The organism is Variovorax sp. 22077 (assembly GCF_052044195.1).
Lineage (GTDB): Bacteria > Pseudomonadota > Gammaproteobacteria > Burkholderiales > Burkholderiaceae_C > Variovorax > Variovorax atrisoli.
Genome location: NZ_JBQEQC010000046.1, coordinates 1 through 15,253, shown reverse-complemented (window position 1 = coordinate 15,253; position 15,253 = coordinate 1). Strand labels below are relative to the sequence as shown.

10 protein-coding genes and 1 pseudogene are annotated in these 15,253 nt (G+C 68.8%); 7 read left to right on the top strand and 4 right to left on the bottom strand.

Features of this window, described 5'->3' with window-relative positions; translation table 11 throughout:
* The 3 genes and pseudogenes from ACTJLF_RS34030 to ACTJLF_RS34020 form a co-directional block, all read right to left on the bottom strand.
* Nucleotides 1–3,137 (bottom strand): autotransporter-associated beta strand repeat-containing protein (locus tag ACTJLF_RS34030; protein ID WP_440884824.1); only part of this gene is annotated, 3,137 nt, incomplete at its 3' end.
* A 166-nt stretch (nucleotides 3,138–3,303) separates the two neighbouring features.
* Nucleotides 3,304–6,045 carry an autotransporter family protein gene (locus ACTJLF_RS34025; RefSeq protein WP_440884825.1) on the bottom strand — a complete coding sequence of 914 codons (2,742 nt, stop codon included), beginning with the start codon at nucleotides 6,043–6,045 and terminating at the stop codon, nucleotides 3,304–3,306.
* 369 nt (nucleotides 6,046–6,414) lie between these two features.
* A pseudogene (locus ACTJLF_RS34020) lies at nucleotides 6,415–6,549 on the bottom strand (ESPR-type extended signal peptide-containing protein); the annotation flags it as partial.
* A gap of 483 nt (nucleotides 6,550–7,032) precedes the next feature.
* Between ACTJLF_RS34020 and ACTJLF_RS34015 the strand changes: the two are divergent.
* From ACTJLF_RS34015 to ACTJLF_RS33990, 6 genes are all read left to right on the top strand, one after another.
* The gene (locus ACTJLF_RS34015; RefSeq protein ID WP_126185574.1) at nucleotides 7,033–8,694 is read left to right on the top strand and encodes an ABC transporter substrate-binding protein; all 1,662 of its coding nucleotides are present in this window, start codon (nucleotides 7,033–7,035) and stop codon (nucleotides 8,692–8,694) included.
* Nucleotides 8,695–8,858: 164 nt separating this feature from the next.
* Nucleotides 8,859–9,812, top strand: coding sequence for an ABC transporter permease (locus tag ACTJLF_RS34010; RefSeq protein WP_440884823.1), 954 nt, complete (start codon nucleotides 8,859–8,861; stop codon nucleotides 9,810–9,812).
* A 23-nt stretch (nucleotides 9,813–9,835) separates the two neighbouring features.
* Nucleotides 9,836–10,738, top strand: a complete 903-nt coding sequence (locus ACTJLF_RS34005) for an ABC transporter permease (RefSeq protein ID WP_145759826.1) — start codon at nucleotides 9,836–9,838, stop codon at nucleotides 10,736–10,738.
* A 9-nt stretch (nucleotides 10,739–10,747) separates the two neighbouring features.
* Nucleotides 10,748–11,788, top strand: a complete 1,041-nt coding sequence (locus ACTJLF_RS34000) for an ABC transporter ATP-binding protein (RefSeq protein WP_132756450.1) — start codon at nucleotides 10,748–10,750, stop codon at nucleotides 11,786–11,788.
* Complete coding sequence (locus ACTJLF_RS33995; protein ID WP_440884822.1) at nucleotides 11,785–12,804, top strand: ABC transporter ATP-binding protein; 1,020 nt, start codon at nucleotides 11,785–11,787, stop codon at nucleotides 12,802–12,804. The genes ACTJLF_RS34000 and ACTJLF_RS33995 overlap by 4 nt, the downstream gene beginning before the upstream one ends.
* Nucleotides 12,805–12,832: 28 nt before the next feature.
* The gene (locus tag ACTJLF_RS33990; RefSeq protein WP_440884821.1) at nucleotides 12,833–14,011 is read left to right on the top strand and encodes an amidase; all 1,179 of its coding nucleotides are present in this window, start codon (nucleotides 12,833–12,835) and stop codon (nucleotides 14,009–14,011) included.
* 10 nt (nucleotides 14,012–14,021) lie between these two features.
* Here the strand turns inward: ACTJLF_RS33990 and ACTJLF_RS33985 are convergent, their stop codons facing one another.
* Nucleotides 14,022–14,537 carry an ureidoglycolate lyase gene (locus tag ACTJLF_RS33985; protein WP_440884820.1) on the bottom strand — a complete coding sequence of 172 codons (516 nt, stop codon included), beginning with the start codon at nucleotides 14,535–14,537 and terminating at the stop codon, nucleotides 14,022–14,024.
* Nucleotides 14,538–14,858: 321 nt separating this feature from the next.
* Between ACTJLF_RS33985 and ACTJLF_RS33980 the strand changes: the two genes are divergently transcribed.
* Nucleotides 14,859–15,170, top strand: a complete 312-nt coding sequence (locus ACTJLF_RS33980; protein ID WP_126185578.1) for a hypothetical protein — start codon at nucleotides 14,859–14,861, stop codon at nucleotides 15,168–15,170.
* Nucleotides 15,171–15,253 lie beyond the last annotated feature (83 nt).

Below are 15,253 nucleotides of genomic sequence, written 5' to 3'. Positions count from 1 at the left end.
CGCAGGTCGCCGAGCATCGCGAGGTTGCCCTGGCGCAGCTGGCCGGGGAGCGCGGAATAGAGCGAGGCCTCGGCGCGGTAGGTGATAACCGGTGCTGCGGGCACTTGCGGCGCAGCGCCCGGAATGCTGGAGCGCAGGTACCAGTTCTCGCCCGCGCCGTTGGCGTCGGCGGCGTACAGGCGGTATTCATAGGCGCCGGCATCCACATGGCCATTGGCCAGGCTGAAGGCGTCCTTGGTCGTCTGCGCCGTGGTGGTGGCGCCGTTGATCGCGCTGACGACCTCGATGCCATTGCCGGTGGTCAGCGCGCCCAGGCCGCCGAGGTTGGTGACCTGCACTGTCGTACGGCCGCCGGCGGAGGCCGTGGCCCCGTCGAGCACCAGCCGGTCGGACGGTCCCGTGCCGTTGAGCACGGTGCCGAGCCTGAGCACACCGTTGTTGCCGACGTACGCGCCCGTCACCGTGAGCGTGGTGCCGGCGGTCGCGCCCACCAGCGAGACGGTGCCGCTGTTGGCCAGCGAGGCCACCGTCTGGCTGAAGCCCGCGAGATCCAGCGTGGCGCCCGCGGCCACACTATGGGCGGAAGCCGCGCTGAAGGTGTTGGCGGCGCCGGCCTTGAGCGTGCCCTGCGCCACGTTGGTGGCGCCGGTGTAGACGTTGGCGCCGGACAGCGTCAGCGTGCCCGAGCCCTCCTTTGTGATGAAGCCGCCGCCGCTGATCGCGCCACTCAGGGTCGCGTTGAAGGTGCCCGTGTCGATGATCGGATCGGTGGTGCCCGTGAGCTGAATCGCATTGGCGATCGTCAGCCCGTCGGCGCTGAAGCCCAGCGTCGTGTCGTCGTCCATCGACAGCGCTCCGGTGCCCAGCGCCTGGCTGTTGCCGAGGTTCAGGCGCCCCTGGCGCAGCGCGGTGCCGCCGGTGTAGGTGTTCGCGCCCGAGAGCGTGAGCGTGCCGGAGCCCACCTTCACCAGTGAGCCTCCGGTGCCCGAGATCACGCCCGAAACTTCGGTGCTGGCGTTCGAACCGCCGGTGGTCAGCGCCTTGGCGCCGAGGATCACGTCACCCGCGCCGGACAGCGAGCCGATGGAAGTGCCCGCGGCGGTCAGCAAGCGGATGCTCAGGCGCCCGCCCGCGTTGTTGACCACCGTGGCCTGGTCGGCGGTCGCGTGGTCGAGGATGTCGATCAGGCCTCCGCTTTCGTTGACGAAGGTTGCCTGGCCCGCACTGGCGTCGTTCAGCAGGTTGATCCGGCCACCAGCGAAATTGGTGATGCGGGCGTTGCCAGCGGTCGCGTTGAACGTGAAGTTCGTCAGCCCGCCACGGTTCTCGATGACGGCATTGCCTGCGGAGGCGCTGTCTCTGAACTCGGCCGACGCATCCGTGTTCATGATGAGATGGGCAGTGCCGGCCGAGCTGCTGTCGCGGAATTGCACGAAACCCGCGTTGTCCGTCGGCAGAGAACCGCGCGCAGCGGCGGTGATCGTCAAGCCGCCCGCATCGGCCTTGCTGCCGAAGATCAGCGAGGCGTTACCGGCCACGGACACCGGCCCAGCACCGAGCGCGCCGGTCGCCAGGGCCTGCAGGCTGCCGGCAGTCACCGTGGTGCCGCCCGCGTACGAGTTGGCCGTGCCCAGCACCAGCGTGCCGCGGCCGGTCTTCTGCAGCGCCCCGCCGCCAGAGACTTCGCCATTCAGCGTCAGCGTACGGACCAGGTCCACGTCGAAGGTACCGCCGCCCGCGCCGATCGCAACCGTGCGGGTGGCCGTGGTGTCGCCGGTGACGTTCAGCGTGCCGCCGTCGAGCGTGAGCCCACCGCTCGAGTTGCCGAGCGCACCGTCGTCGGCGATGGAGAGCGCCCCGCCGCGCACGAACCATGGCGTCAGGCCGGAATTGGTGCCGGCCAGCGTCCATGTGCTGGCACCTGTCTTTTCGTAGCGCGTGAAGCCGCTGTAGGAGCCGGCGTTGAGTCCAGTGGTGCCGTCTGTCGTGTCGCCCGCCAGCCTCAGCACGTTGCCGGTGCCAAAGGTCACCCTGAGCAGGCCGGTGATCGAGGAGCCGGCGCGCAATTCAAGCTGGTTGTCGTTGCCGGTGATCCGCACCGCATCGCCGCGCGTGATGCCGTCGCCACCCAGGCCGGCGGTCAATACCCCCGCGTTGACGATGGTGTTCGAGTTGCCCCGGATGCGCATCGCCGCGCCGCCCACGCCGAAACGCACGGGGATGCCGCCGGCACCACCCGCCCCCCCGGTCAGCGAGCCGGTGTTGGAAACCGAGTTGTTGCTGGACTCCAGCGCAAGGCCCGCGCCGCCCTCGCCGCCGAATGACGACGTCCCGGTGAATCCGCCGCTGACGGTGCCGATGCCTCCGGCACCGCCGACGGACGCGCCGCTGTTGACGACGGTCGCGCCGCCGCCTTGCAGCACGATGCCGTCGCCGCCACCACCGCCGCCGCCGGCCCATTGGCCGACGCCACCCGCGCCGCCGTTGCCGCCGATGGTCTGCCCCGCATTGTTCAGGTTGACGCCGGCCGCCGTGGACTGCAGGCCCGCGCCGCCACCGCCACCGCCGCCGGCCAGCCGCGCGACGCTGCCGGCACCGCCACTGCCGCCCCGCAGGATGGTGCTGCCCGACACAGTGATGCCCGTGTCGGATGTGTACACGGCCGCACCGCCGCCACCGCCGGCGCCACCGCCGTACACCGGATCCCCATCGGGTGTGCCATCGGTTCCCGAGCCTCCCGTGACCGACCCGGCCACGCTGGTCGCACCCACGGTACCGCCCGTTCCGCCAAGCCCGCCCCCACCGATGCCGCCATCGCCCCCCGTGCCGCCCGAGGGGGCCGTGCCATTGGTGTCGGGGAACTCGCCGAGGCGGCCGCCGCCGCCGCCGCTGCCGTTGCCCGCACCGCCCTGGCCGCCCGTACCCCCGCCCCCAATAAATGCAGTCCCGCCGCTGGCCTGTGCCCAGGAGACCGCCGGCAGGCCGGCCAAGGCCAGCAGGCCGACGGCTGCTGCAATTCGCCTCGCACGCCGGCTTCCGCCTGCCGCTGCGCGCCTCGCCGGCGACGAAGCGAGTTCCGAAACAGCCTGCCAGACACCCAGCACGCCATTCCATACCACGCGATAAATGCTGTTCATCCCCTCGACCTCCATCGAAAGCTAAAAAGGGCCGCAATGTAATATTTGCAACAAGCCGGTTCAATTACACGGAATAGCAGCCAGGGTCCGAGATCCCTTGGAACCCGCCAAGGAACTCCGCGAGCGCAGACCCGCAGGGTCCTCGGCCACCCGCCGCGCGGCCGAGCTACCAGAGCACCTTCACGCCCACGCTCGCGTTGACGTCGCTGCTGTTGCGCGCGTCGCCACCCAGGTCCCAGAGCTTGCCCAGTTCGCCATACAGGCTCGTGCTGCGACTCAGTTGCCAGGAGGCGCCCACGGCCACCTCGCCGCTGCTTCCGCCCGTGCGCGTGGCGATGTCGGCGAAGGCGGCCGGACCGATGAAGCGCGCGACATCGGTGCCGCCGCCCGCGTGATAGAGGTTCAGACGCGCATAGGGCTGGAGCAGGCCTGCGCGAGTGTCGATCTCGCCTTTGACCCGCACACCGGCGCGCACGAGCCAGCCCTCGTGGCTGTCCTGGCGGATCTGCGCACCGACGATGCCGGTGTCGTCCAAGCTCACGCGCTGGTGCACCAGCTGCAGCTGGGGCTCAATGGTCCAGCCGGCGGCGACGCCAAAGGACTGGCCCACCTCCACGGAAGCCAGCAGGCTGCTGCCCTTGCCCCCGCTGCCCGGGCCCAGCACGGGCGACGCGGTGTAGCGATGCCGACCGCCCTGCAGCACGCCGTCGACATACAGGCCGCCGTCGTCCTTCCACGTCCCGTAAATGCCCAAGTACTGGTTCTTCAGGTCGTTGGTGCCAACGCCCAGATTGAGCAGGCCGCTCGCGAAGCCGCGGACGCGCATGTCGCCGTCGAGCTGACCGACGTAGACACCGGCGCGCCAGTGCCCATCGGTCCACAGGTCGGTGCCAGCCTGGAAGCCGGTGAGGCGGCCCTCGCTGGTGGGGCTGACAGTCCCAGCCTGGCGGGTCGTGCGGTCGGTGCTGATGACGCGCCCCCACGCCTGGCGGTAGCTCCGAGCGGGGATGCCGAGGCCCGCGTCATTGGTGGCGGGGCGCCCGTCGTCGCCCGTGCGCAAAAGCAGGCTGCCCAGCATTGACAGGTTGGCCTGGCGGAACTGCTCGGGAAGCACCGCGTAGAGTGGCACCTCGGCACGGTAGGCCGGCGCCACCACGCCGCCGCTGGAACCGCCTCCTGCTCCCCCATGGGTGGGCGGCACCGCCGCGACGCTCGAGCGCAGGTACCAGTTCTCGCCCGCGCCGTTGGCATCGGCCGCGTACAGCCGGTACTCGTAGGCGCCGGCGTCGACGTGGCCGCCGGCCAGCGAGAAGGCATCCTTCGTCGTCTGCGCCGTGGTGGTGGCCCCGTTGATCGCGCTGACGACCTCGATGCCGTTGCCGGTGGTCAGCGCGCCCAGGCCGCCGAGGTTGGTGATCTGCACGTTGGTCTTGCCGCTGGCGGCGGCGGTCGCGCCGCTGAGCACGAGCCTGTCGCTCGCGCTGCTGCTGTCGCCGAGAGCCGTGCCCAGGCGCAGCGTACCGCCGTTGCCGACCCAGGGGCCGGTGACGGTCAGCGTGGTGCTGGGCGTAGCGCCGGCGAGGCTCACCGTGCCGCTGTTGTTCACGGATGCCAGGGTCTGGCTGTGGCCCGCGAGGTCGAGCGTCGCGCCGCTGGCGACGACGGTTGCGCTCTTCGAGCTGAAGGTGTTCACGGCACCGGCACTCAGGGTGCCTTGCGTCACGGAAGTGGTGCCGCCGTAGCTGTTGGCGCCGGAGAGCGTGAGCACACCCGCGCCAGCCTTGACGACGCCACCTGTGCCGGTGATGGCCCCAGCATAGGTGCTGTCACGGGCCTGATCGGCGGTGAGGGTCTGGGCGTTCAGCGCCACGGTACCGCCGGTGCCGGAAAGGCTGGACGTGGTGAGGTCCCAGCTGCCCAGGTCCAGCGTGCCGCCGTTGACCGTGTAGCTGGTGTTCTGCACGAAGGCGCCCGCGCTGCCGGCCAGCAGCCGGCCGGCCTGGACGACGGTACCGCCCGTGTAGGTGTTGGTTCCGGTCAGCGTCGTGGTCCCCGCGCCCAGTTGCCGGACCACGCCGCCGCCGCTGATGTTGCCTGCGAAGCCGAAGGCATTGGAATGGTTGATGGCCAGCGTGGCATTGTTGACGACATTGCCGGTGATCGAGCCGGTGGTGCCCCCGTTGCCCAGCTGCAGCGTGCCTGCGGTGATGGTGGTGCCGCCGCTGTAGCTGTTGGCTCCCGTCAGCGCGGTCGTGCCGCTGCCAATCTGGTTGACGACGACATTTCCGCCGACTGGCACCGCGAACTCGTAGTTGCCCGCGTTGTGGTTGAAGTTGATCGTCGATTTGCCGCTGCTGGAGGTGATGTCTTTTGCCGTCACGACCCCGGGCGCGATAGGGGCGCTTCCCACGGGGGAGCCAATGTTCAATGTCGCCACACCCGTCGCCGAATTGGTCAAGGAGAGCGTGTTGGTTCCGCTGGCGCCCGACGTCAGCTTGGCCCCGTCGGCCACCGTGACCGTGGCAGTCCCTGCCCCGCCGAAGCTCAGGTTGTTGTTGACGCTGCCGAAAACGGACCCCGGGCCCGTCACGGTCGCGGTGAACACGTCGCCCGCCCTGAAACCCACCTGGACCGTGTTGGCCCCGACGAAGCCGCCGGCGGAGACCTCCAGCGTGCCGGCATGGTGGTAGTAGCCGCTGGCCCCCGTGAACTGCAGGGCAGAGCCGGTGCCGCTCACCACGACGTCCGTGATGCCTCCGTTCGGCAAGCCGTTGCCGCCACCCAGGTTGGCATTGGTGCCGAGCGTGATCTTTCCGCCGCCCGTCACGTTGATCGCAGTCTGGCCCGTGCCCGTGTTCAGGTTGCCTGCGGACACCTGTGCGCCCATCCCTACATTGATGGTGGCCAAGCCCGCGCCGGTGTTCAAATTGGCAACGGACAGCGTGGTACCGCTGCCCTGGGCAACCACGGTCCCGGTCGTGTTGGCGGCGGAACCCACCTGGATGGAGGCGGTGGCTTGATAGGTCGCACCCGTCTGGAGGTCCAGCGTGGCTCCCGCAGCCGATCCGATGGTCGTAATAAACGTGCCGGCATTGACTGTCACTTTCGACGAGACCTGAGGCAGTGACGTCGTGACCGTGATGGCTTTGGAGACGGTGATGGTGGAGCTCAGGTCCGGGCTGGCGTTGGCGTCGTTGATCGCTGTGATCAGTTCCGCCTCGCTGGCGGCAGTGAAGGTCGCAGCCTGTACGGCTCCACCGGCGGCCAACGCGGCCAGTGCCACGGCCGCACTGGCAGTGGCGGTACGGCGGGCCCCCTGCGCTCTTCCCCCGCGCGTGGCGCGCACGTTCTCAGCCGCTGCCACGCAGGCGCCCAGCGCCGGATTCCACACCGTCCTGTAACACAAATTCATCCGATGATCCTTGTTGTAAAACCAATGACTCCCCAATGAAGAGCGCTTGGCTGCCGCTCATTTCTATTCAAATTCATATTACGTATGAAACAAGATGTATATGGATTGGTACGGCAGTTCCCGAAGTGGGAACGGGTCTTTGGCTTGACGCAAAGACGGACGCAGTTGCTCCTGCAAGCACCCGGGTAGAGGCGCGATCGAAAAGGCGACCTCAAGAAAAAAAGAGAAAAAGGGCCGCAGCCTCGCCGCGGCCCTTGCCGCGCAACGTGTGCTCCCGGATCGTGTTGAACGTGCGCCAAACATCCTCATCGTCTCGGCCATGTGCCGGCGCTCCAGCAACTGCGCAGGCTGAACCGGCGGCCCGACCTGAACGGGGCAGCGCAGCGACATGGCCCTTGCCTCGCAAGGGACTCCTCCACTGGCACATGTCGTGCTTGACAGTTTTTTCGTCCCTTTCTCCATTCCACCCCCACGGAGTTCCATGTGAAGCGTGCTGCCCCCGCCCTGTTGCTGAAACCCCTGGCCGCCTGTGCGGCGCTCGCCACCCTGGTGCTCGCCGCGCCCCAAGCGATGGCGCAGGAGAAGACGCTGCGCATCGCCATGACGGCGGCCGACATTCCGCGCACGCTGGGCCAGCCCGACCAGGGCTTCGAGGGCAACCGCTTCACCGGCATTCCGATCTACGACTCACTCACGCAGTGGGACCTGTCCAAGGCCGACGCGCCCAGCGTGCTGATTCCCGGGCTCGCCGCCTCGTGGGCGGTCGACGCCAAGGACAAGACCAAGTGGGTCTTCAAATTGCGCCCCGGCGTGAAGTTCCACGACGGCTCGCCCTTCAACGCCGACGCCGTGGTGTGGAACGTGCAGAAGGTGCTCGACAAGGACGCCGTGCAGTTCGATCCCAGCCAGGTCGGCGTGACGGCCTCGCGCATGCCCACGCTCAAGTCGGCGCGCAAGATCGACGACACGACGGTAGAGCTCACCACCAGCGAGCCCGATGCCTTCCTGCCGATCAACCTCACGAACCTGTTCATGGCCTCGCCCGCGCACTGGCAGAAGAAGTTCGATGCCGCAGCGGGCGCCACGCCCGCCGACAAGGCCAAGGCCGCCTGGACCGCCTTCGCCGCCGACCCGTCGGGCTCGGGCCCGTTCAAGGTCACGCGCTTCGTGGCGCGCGAGCGGCTCGAGCTGGCCGCCAACAAGGGCTACTGGGACGCCAAGCGCGTGCCGAAGATCGACAAGGTCGTGCTGCTGCCGATGCCCGAGGCCAACGCGCGCACCGCCGCGCTGCTGGGCGGCCAGGTCGACTGGATCGAGGCGCCCGCCCCCGACGCGATGGCGCAGATCACGCAGCGCGGCTTCAAGATCTATTCGAACGCCCAGCCTCACGTGTGGCCCTGGCAGCTCTCGTTCGCCGAAGGCTCGCCCTGGCTCGACAAGCGCGTGCGCCAGGCCGCCAACCTGTGCATCGACCGCGCCGGCATGAAGCAGCTGCTGGGCGGCATGATGGCCGAGCCCAAGGGCACCGTGCCGCCGGGCCACCCCTGGTTCGGCAAGCCCACCTTCGACATTCGCTACGACGTGAAGGCCGCACAGGCGCTGATGACGCAGGCCGGCTACTCGGCCGCCAAGCCGATCAAGGTGAAGGTGCAGATCTCGGCCTCGGGCTCGGGCCAGATGCAGCCGCTGCCGATGAACGAGTTCGCGCAGCAGTCGCTCAAGCAGTGCTACTTCGACGTGCAGTTCGACGTGATCGAATGGAACACGCTGTTCACCAACTGGCGCAAGGGTGCCAAGGACCCGTCGGCCAACGGCGCCAACGCGGTCAACATCAGCTTCGCGGCCATGGACCCGTTCTTCGCGATGGTGCGCTTCGTGAGCACCAAGACCGTCCCGCCGGTGTCCAACAACTGGGGCTACTACGGCAACGCCGAGGTCGACAAGCTGGTGGCCGACGCGCGCACCAGCTTCGACGACAAGGCGCGCGACGCTGCGCTCGCGAAGCTGCACACCTACATCGTGGACGACGCGCCCTTCGTGTGGATCGCGCACGACGTGGGCCCACGCGCCATCTCCGCCAAGGTGAAGAACGTGGTGCAACCCAAGAGCTGGTTCATCGACATCGCGACCATGACGATGGAATGAACAGAGCCCACCCCCAGGCTTGGCTCCTTCGTGTGGCCGCCAACCCCCTCGCCGGGGGCAACACCAGCGGTCCGGCGAAGCCGGTTCCGCGGTGTTCGCCGAAAGGGGAACGGCTCACAAGTTGAGCGCCTGTTCCAGCCAGCCATCAGCCGGCCGCCCAACCCATGCTCGCCTACCTCCTGCGCCGCGTGCTCTACGCCGTGCCGATCATGATCGGCGTGGCCCTCGTGTGCTTCCTGCTCGTGCACATCGCACCCGGCGATCCGCTGGTGTCGATACTGCCGCCTGACGCCTCCGCCGAGCTGCAGGCGCAGCTGCGCGAGCTGTACGGCTTCAACCGTTCGCTGCCCGAGCAGTTTGCGATGTGGCTGTGGCGCGCGCTGCACGGCGACCTGGGGGTGTCGATCGCGAGCAACCGCGCAGTCGCCTCGGAAGTGTTCACCGCAGTGGGCAACACGCTGCGGCTCGCGGTGGTGGCCACCTTCATCGGCTTCGTGCTGGGCAGCCTGTTCGGCTTCATCGCGGGCTACTTCCGCGGCTCCTGGCCCGACCGGCTGGCCTCGATGTTCTCGGTGCTCGGCGTGAGCGTGCCGCACTACTGGCTGGGCATGGTGATGGTGATCGTGTTCTCGTCGCAGCTCATGTGGCTGCCGGCCACCGGCGCGGGCCCCAGCGGCTCGGACGACTGGGCCTGGGACTGGGCGCACCTGCAGTTCCTGCTGCTGCCCGCGATCACGATGTCGGTGATTCCGATGGGCATCATCGCGCGCACGGTGCGCGCGCTGGTGGCCGAGATCCTGGAGCAGGAGTTCATCGTCGGCCTGCGCGCCAAGGGGCTCACGCACTTCGGCGTGTTCCGCCACATGGTGAAGAACGCGGCGCCCACGGCGCTGGCCGTGATGGGGCTGCAACTGGGCTACCTGCTCGGCGGCTCGATCCTCATCGAGACGGTGTTCTCCTGGCCGGGCACGGGCTTCCTGCTGAACTCGGCCATCTTCCAGCGCGACCTGCCGCTGCTGCAGGGCACGATCCTGGTGCTGGCGCTGTTCTTCGTCGTGCTCAACCTGCTGGTCGACGTGCTGCAGACCTTGCTCGACCCGCGCATCGCCCGAGCCTGAAGTAACGACCATCGAGAACGACCATGTCCTCCGTGCTCGCCCCCTCCTCCGTCGCCGCAGCGGTCGAGCCGCTGCCGGCCCAGCGCTCGCGCGGCTACTGGGCCTCGGTCTGGCTGCGCTTCCGCCGCGACCCCGTGGCCGTCGGCGCGGCCGTGGTCGTGCTGCTGCTGATCGCGCTCGCCATCTTCGGGCCGTGGCTCGCGCCGGCCGATCCCTACCAGTCGTCGATGCTCAAGCGGCTCAAGCCCATCGGCACCGAGGGCCTGCCCCTGGGCAGCGACGAGCTGGGCCGCGACATGCTCTCGCGCCTCATCGTCGGCGCGCGGCTGTCGCTCTTCATCGGCATCACGCCGGTGCTGTGCGCCTTCGTGCTGGGCACGGTCATCGGCATCGTCGCGGGCTACGCGGGCGGGCTGACCAACACGCTCATCATGCGCACCATCGACGTGTTCTACGCCTTCCCGTCGGTGCTGCTGGCCATCGCGCTGTCGGGCGCACTGGGCGCAGGCGTGGTCAATTCGCTGATCTCGCTGACCATCGTCTTCATTCCGCAGATCGCGCGCGTGGCCGAGAGCGTGACCACCCAGGTGCGCAACCGCGACTACGTGGAGGCGGCGCGCGCCTCGGGTGCGGGGCCCTTCACCATCGTGCGCGTGCACGTGCTGGGCAACGTGCTCGGGCCGATCTTCGTGTACGCCACCAGCCTGATCGCGGTGTCGATGATCCTGGCCTCGGGCCTGTCGTTCCTGGGCCTGGGCGTGAAGCCGCCGGAGCCCGAATGGGGGCTGATGCTCAACACGCTGCGCACCGCGATCTACGTGCAGCCGTGGGTCGCGGCGCTGCCCGGGGTGATGATCTTCGTCACCTCGATCTCCTTCAACATCCTGTCCGACGGGCTGCGCACCGCCATGGACAACAAGGGCTGAGGCATGGCAATGGACGCACTGGAGGACATCGGCGGGCCGGCCCAGCCGCTGCTGACGATCACGGGCCTGGTCAAGCATTTCCCGCTGAAGAAAGACCCGCTCGGCCGTGGCGGCGGCGTGGTGCGCGCGGTCGATGGTGTGGACTTCGAGGTGCTCAAGGGCGAGACGCTGGGCGTGGTCGGCGAGTCGGGCTGCGGCAAATCGACCACCGCGCGCCTGCTGATGCAGCTGATCGAGCCCACGCGCGGCGAAGTGGTGTTCGACGGCCGAGAGGTCGGGGGCCGCGACCTGCCGCTGAAGGAATTCCGCCGCCAGGTGCAGATGGTGTTCCAGGACAGCTATGCCTCGCTGAACCCGCGCCTGACCATCGAGGACTCCATCGCCTTCGGCCCGCAGGTGCACGGCGTGCCGCGGCGCGAATCCGTGGCGCGGGCGCGCGATCTGCTCGGACGCGTGGGCCTGTCGCCCCAGCGCTTTGCCGAACGCTATCCGCACGAGCTCTCGGGTGGCCAGCGGCAGCGCGTGAACATCGCCCGGGCGCTGGCGCTGCAGCCGCGCATGGTGATCCTCGACGAGGCCGTCTCCGCGCTCGACAAGTCGGTGGAGGCGCAGGTCATCAACCTGCTGCTCGACCTGAAGGCCGAGTTCGGCCTGACCTACGTCTTCATCAGCCACGACCTCAACGTGGTGCGCTACGTGAGCGACCGCGTCATGGTGATGTACCTCGGCCAGGTGGCGGAGATCGGCCCGGCCGACGCGCTGTACGACCAGCCCGCGCACCCCTACACGCGGGCGCTGCTGTCATCCATGCCCTCGATGGACCCCGACCACCGCACCGAGGAGGCGGCGCTCGCGGGCGATCCGCCGAACCCGATCAATCCGCCCTCGGGCTGCCGCTTTCATCCGCGCTGCGCGCTGGCCGCGCCGGTGTGCGGGAAGGTGGTGCCCGAGCGCATCGCCACCGGTTCGCAGCATGCGGTGAGCTGCCTGATCCACGAGCCCGGCAGCGGACATCCGATGGCGGCCGAGGCAAGGAGGAAAGCGGCATGACGACGCCCATGAACGACGACGAGCCCATGGTCCGTCTGCGCGACCTCAGCGTCACCTTCGGCGGCGGCCGCAAGCCGGTGCATGCCGTCAGCAGCGTGAGCCTCGAGGTGAAGCGCGGCGAGGTCGTCGCGCTGATCGGCGAGTCGGGCTCGGGCAAGAGCGTCACCATGCGCACCCTGCTGCGCCTGCACCCAGAGCGCCGCACCCGCATGGGCGGCACGGTGCAGGTGGCGGGCCGCGACGTGCTCGCGATGACGCAGCGCGAGCTGTCCGACTTCCGCGGCAAGGTCGCCTCGATGATCTTCCAGGAGCCGCTGCTGGCGCTCGACCCGGTGTACTCGGTGGGCGCACAGATCGTCGAGTCGATCCGCCGGCATGAGTCCGTCACGCAGGCCGAGGCCCAGCAGCGTGCGCTGGCGCTGTTCGAGCGCGTGCGCATCCCGAGCCCCGAGCGGCGCCTGCAGGCCTATCCGCACGAGATGTCGGGCGGCATGCGACAGCGCGCCATGATCGCACTCGCGCTCGCATGCAAGCCCCAGCTGCTGCTGGCCGACGAGCCCACCACTGCGCTCGACGCCACGGTGCAGATCCAGATCCTGCTGCTGCTGCGCGAGCTGCAGCGCGACCTTGGGCTCTCGGTGATCTTCGTCACGCACGACATCGGCGCCGCGGTGGAGGTGGCCGACCGCATCGCCGTGATGTATGCGGGGCGCATCGTCGAGGAAGGCTCGGCGCGCGAGCTGATCCGCTCGCCGCGCCATCCGTACACCATCGCACTGCTCAAGAGTCGCGCGCACGGCTCACTGGCGCGCGGCACGCGGCTCGAGACCATCGGTGGCGCACCGCCCGACCTGTCGGCGCTGCCGCCCGGCTGCGCTTTCGCCGAACGCTGCGCGCTCGCGGGCGATACCTGCCGCGCGGCGCAGCCGCCGGTCGTCGAGCTGGCGCCAGACCACCGTGCGCGCTGCATCCACACCGACGCGGCCGCAGCCATCGCGCCGGTGCTCGTCGCCTGACAACCTCCGAGATCCGTCGCCCACCGCCATGCCCCTGCACGACCTCGCCCGCGCCTTCGTTCCGTACCCCGACGCGCCGGTGCCGCGCGCTGCGACCGGCCCGCTGGCCGACCTGAGCTTCGCGGCGAAGGACCTGTTCGACGTGGCAGGCTACCCCACGGGCGGTGGCAACCCGATCGTGCTGGCGATGTCAGGCATCAAGACGCGCACCGCGCCGACCGTGCAAAAGCTGCTCGATGCGGGGGCGCGCTTCGTCGGAAAGACCGTGACCGACGAGCTCGCGTTCTCGATGAACGGCAACAACGCGCACTTCGGCGCGCCCATCAACGGCGCCGCCAGAGACCGCATCACCGGCGGCAGCTCGTCGGGCTCGGCCTCGGCCGTATCGTCGAACCTGTGCGACTTCGCGCTGGGCACCGACACCGGCGGCTCGGTGCGCGCGCCGGCCAACCACTGCGGCCTGTACGGCCTGCGCCCCACGCATGGCCGCGTAAGCCTCGAAGGCGCGCTCGACCTCGCGCCCAGCTTCGACACCTGCGGCTGGTTCGCGCGCGACATCGGCCCCTTTGCGCGTGTGGCCGACGTGCTGCTGGGCCCCGATGCAGCGCCGCTGCCAGAACGCGTGCGGCTGCTGCGACCCGACGACGTCTGGGCGCAGCCCGCGCCGGCGGCGGTCGATGCGCTGAAGGGTGCGGCCGGCCGCGTGCAAGGCGTGCTCGGACCCGCCAAGGGCATCGAGGTAGTGTTGGAGTCCTTCGACGCGATGTACTGGAACTTCCGCTACCTGCAATCGCGCGAGGCCTGGCTCACCGACGGTCCGTTGATCGAACGCTATGCCCCGCCGCTGGGCCCGGGCGTGGCCGAACGCTTCGCCTGGTCGCGGGAAGTGACCGATGCGCAGGTGAGCGCGGCGCACGTCTTCCGCACCGCGTTTCGCGCACAACTTGCTTCGCTGCTGGGCAACGACGGCGTGCTGCTGATGCCGACCATGCCCGACATCGCCCCGCTGCGCAGCGACAGCGAGGCGGCGCTGGAGGACTATCGCAACCGCGCGATCCGCATGCTGTGCATCGCGGGGCTGGCGGGTTTTCCGCAGCTGTCAATGCCGCTGGCCTGGCGCGAGGGCGCGCCGCTGGGCATCTCGCTGCTCGGACCGGCGGGGTCGGACCGGTCGCTGATCGCGCTGGCGCAGCGCATCGCCAACTGAGGACAGGGCCTCAGAGTCGGACGCTGCCCGGCTGTCGAAGATGGCAGACTTCGCAGTCGACCGCGCTTCCCGCGCGCTCGATCACCACGAAGTCGCCAGCGTCCACCGCCATCAGCGCGTGATGCCAGGTACCGGGCGCGAGCACCACGCCCTGGCGCCCGTCGGTGACGAAGGCCGCCAGCTGGTCTGCTGACGTCGGTGCCTCGCCCGCAGGGGCGACCACGATCACGAAGCGCCTGTCGCCCAGCGGCACGAAAGTCTGGCTGCCCAGCGCGTGGCGCTCCATCTCCGCCACTTCATGAGGGAAGCGCCGCGCCTGCGCACGGAACAGCGCCAACATCGGCCGACCCCCTTCGGCGTCGAGCCGCATGTCGTCGAGCAGGTCGAAGCGCGTCGCATTGCCGTCATTGATGGGGCGCCCCTTGCCGGCCGGCGCCGCGATCACGGTGCCGTAAGGCGCGAAGGCCTGGGAGGTCAGCGGCTGTGCCGCGAGTGCTGTGGCGGCGGTGAGGGGAGCGTTGATCATCTGGCGATTTGAGCAAGACTCCTGCCAATGCTGCTTGGGGGACGCGGACGAGAACTTGGACTTCGAGGGGGTAGTTCATGTATTCCTGCGAAGCTCGCATTCGAGCCGTTGAGCTCCGCATCAGGCTGGGGCAGCAGCAAGGCGTACCGTCCGGCAGATGGGTTGCCCGAACAAGAATGCATTGAAAGGATGGCACACGCAGCACCGAGAAACAGGAATGGCCAAGAAGCTGCTGCCAGTGAACACGAGCGGGCTCGGTCGAGAAGGCGGTATGACAGGCTACAGTCGGCCAGAACCATACGTACACCCACAGGACCCAGCATGAGCACTGAGCCGCAGACTTGGCCATTCGATAGTCCGCCCAACGTAGCCTGCTTCACGGTCCGGTCCATCGTTGACGGTGTGAAGCCGGTCCTGATGGCATCGCGGGATGCGGACGATGGAGCGTGGCAATTCCTCACCGGCGATGCATTCAACAAGGCAGAAGCGATGCTGGTCTCTTTGAAAAGCATGGTTGCGCGGGACTCGACCCTGCTCCAGCTCGTAGACCTTCAGCCAGGTTGGATGGCTTGGCGGGAGAGGCCTGATGCCCCCTGGAGCCGCCAGGCCGAAGCGCAACAGACGGAGGAGTGAGGCGGCGGGCAGAATGCGGTCAGAACCAGACATTCGATATGACATCTCGTTTTTCAGTCGATTTCAACGAATTGCTTGAGCGC

Coding starts and splice junctions, on each gene's coding strand:
- ACTJLF_RS34010 (WP_440884823.1), top strand. CDS start 8,859: ATGCTCGCCTACCTCCTGCGCCGCGTGCTCTACGCCGTGCCGATCATG.
- ACTJLF_RS33985 (WP_440884820.1), bottom strand. CDS start 14,537: ATGATCAACGCTCCCCTCACCGCCGCCACAGCACTCGCGGCACAGCCG.
- ACTJLF_RS33980 (WP_126185578.1), top strand. CDS start 14,859: ATGAGCACTGAGCCGCAGACTTGGCCATTCGATAGTCCGCCCAACGTA.
- ACTJLF_RS33995 (WP_440884822.1), top strand. CDS start 11,785: ATGACGACGCCCATGAACGACGACGAGCCCATGGTCCGTCTGCGCGAC.
- ACTJLF_RS34005 (WP_145759826.1), top strand. CDS start 9,836: ATGTCCTCCGTGCTCGCCCCCTCCTCCGTCGCCGCAGCGGTCGAGCCG.
- ACTJLF_RS33990 (WP_440884821.1), top strand. CDS start 12,833: ATGCCCCTGCACGACCTCGCCCGCGCCTTCGTTCCGTACCCCGACGCG.
- ACTJLF_RS34000 (WP_132756450.1), top strand. CDS start 10,748: ATGGACGCACTGGAGGACATCGGCGGGCCGGCCCAGCCGCTGCTGACG.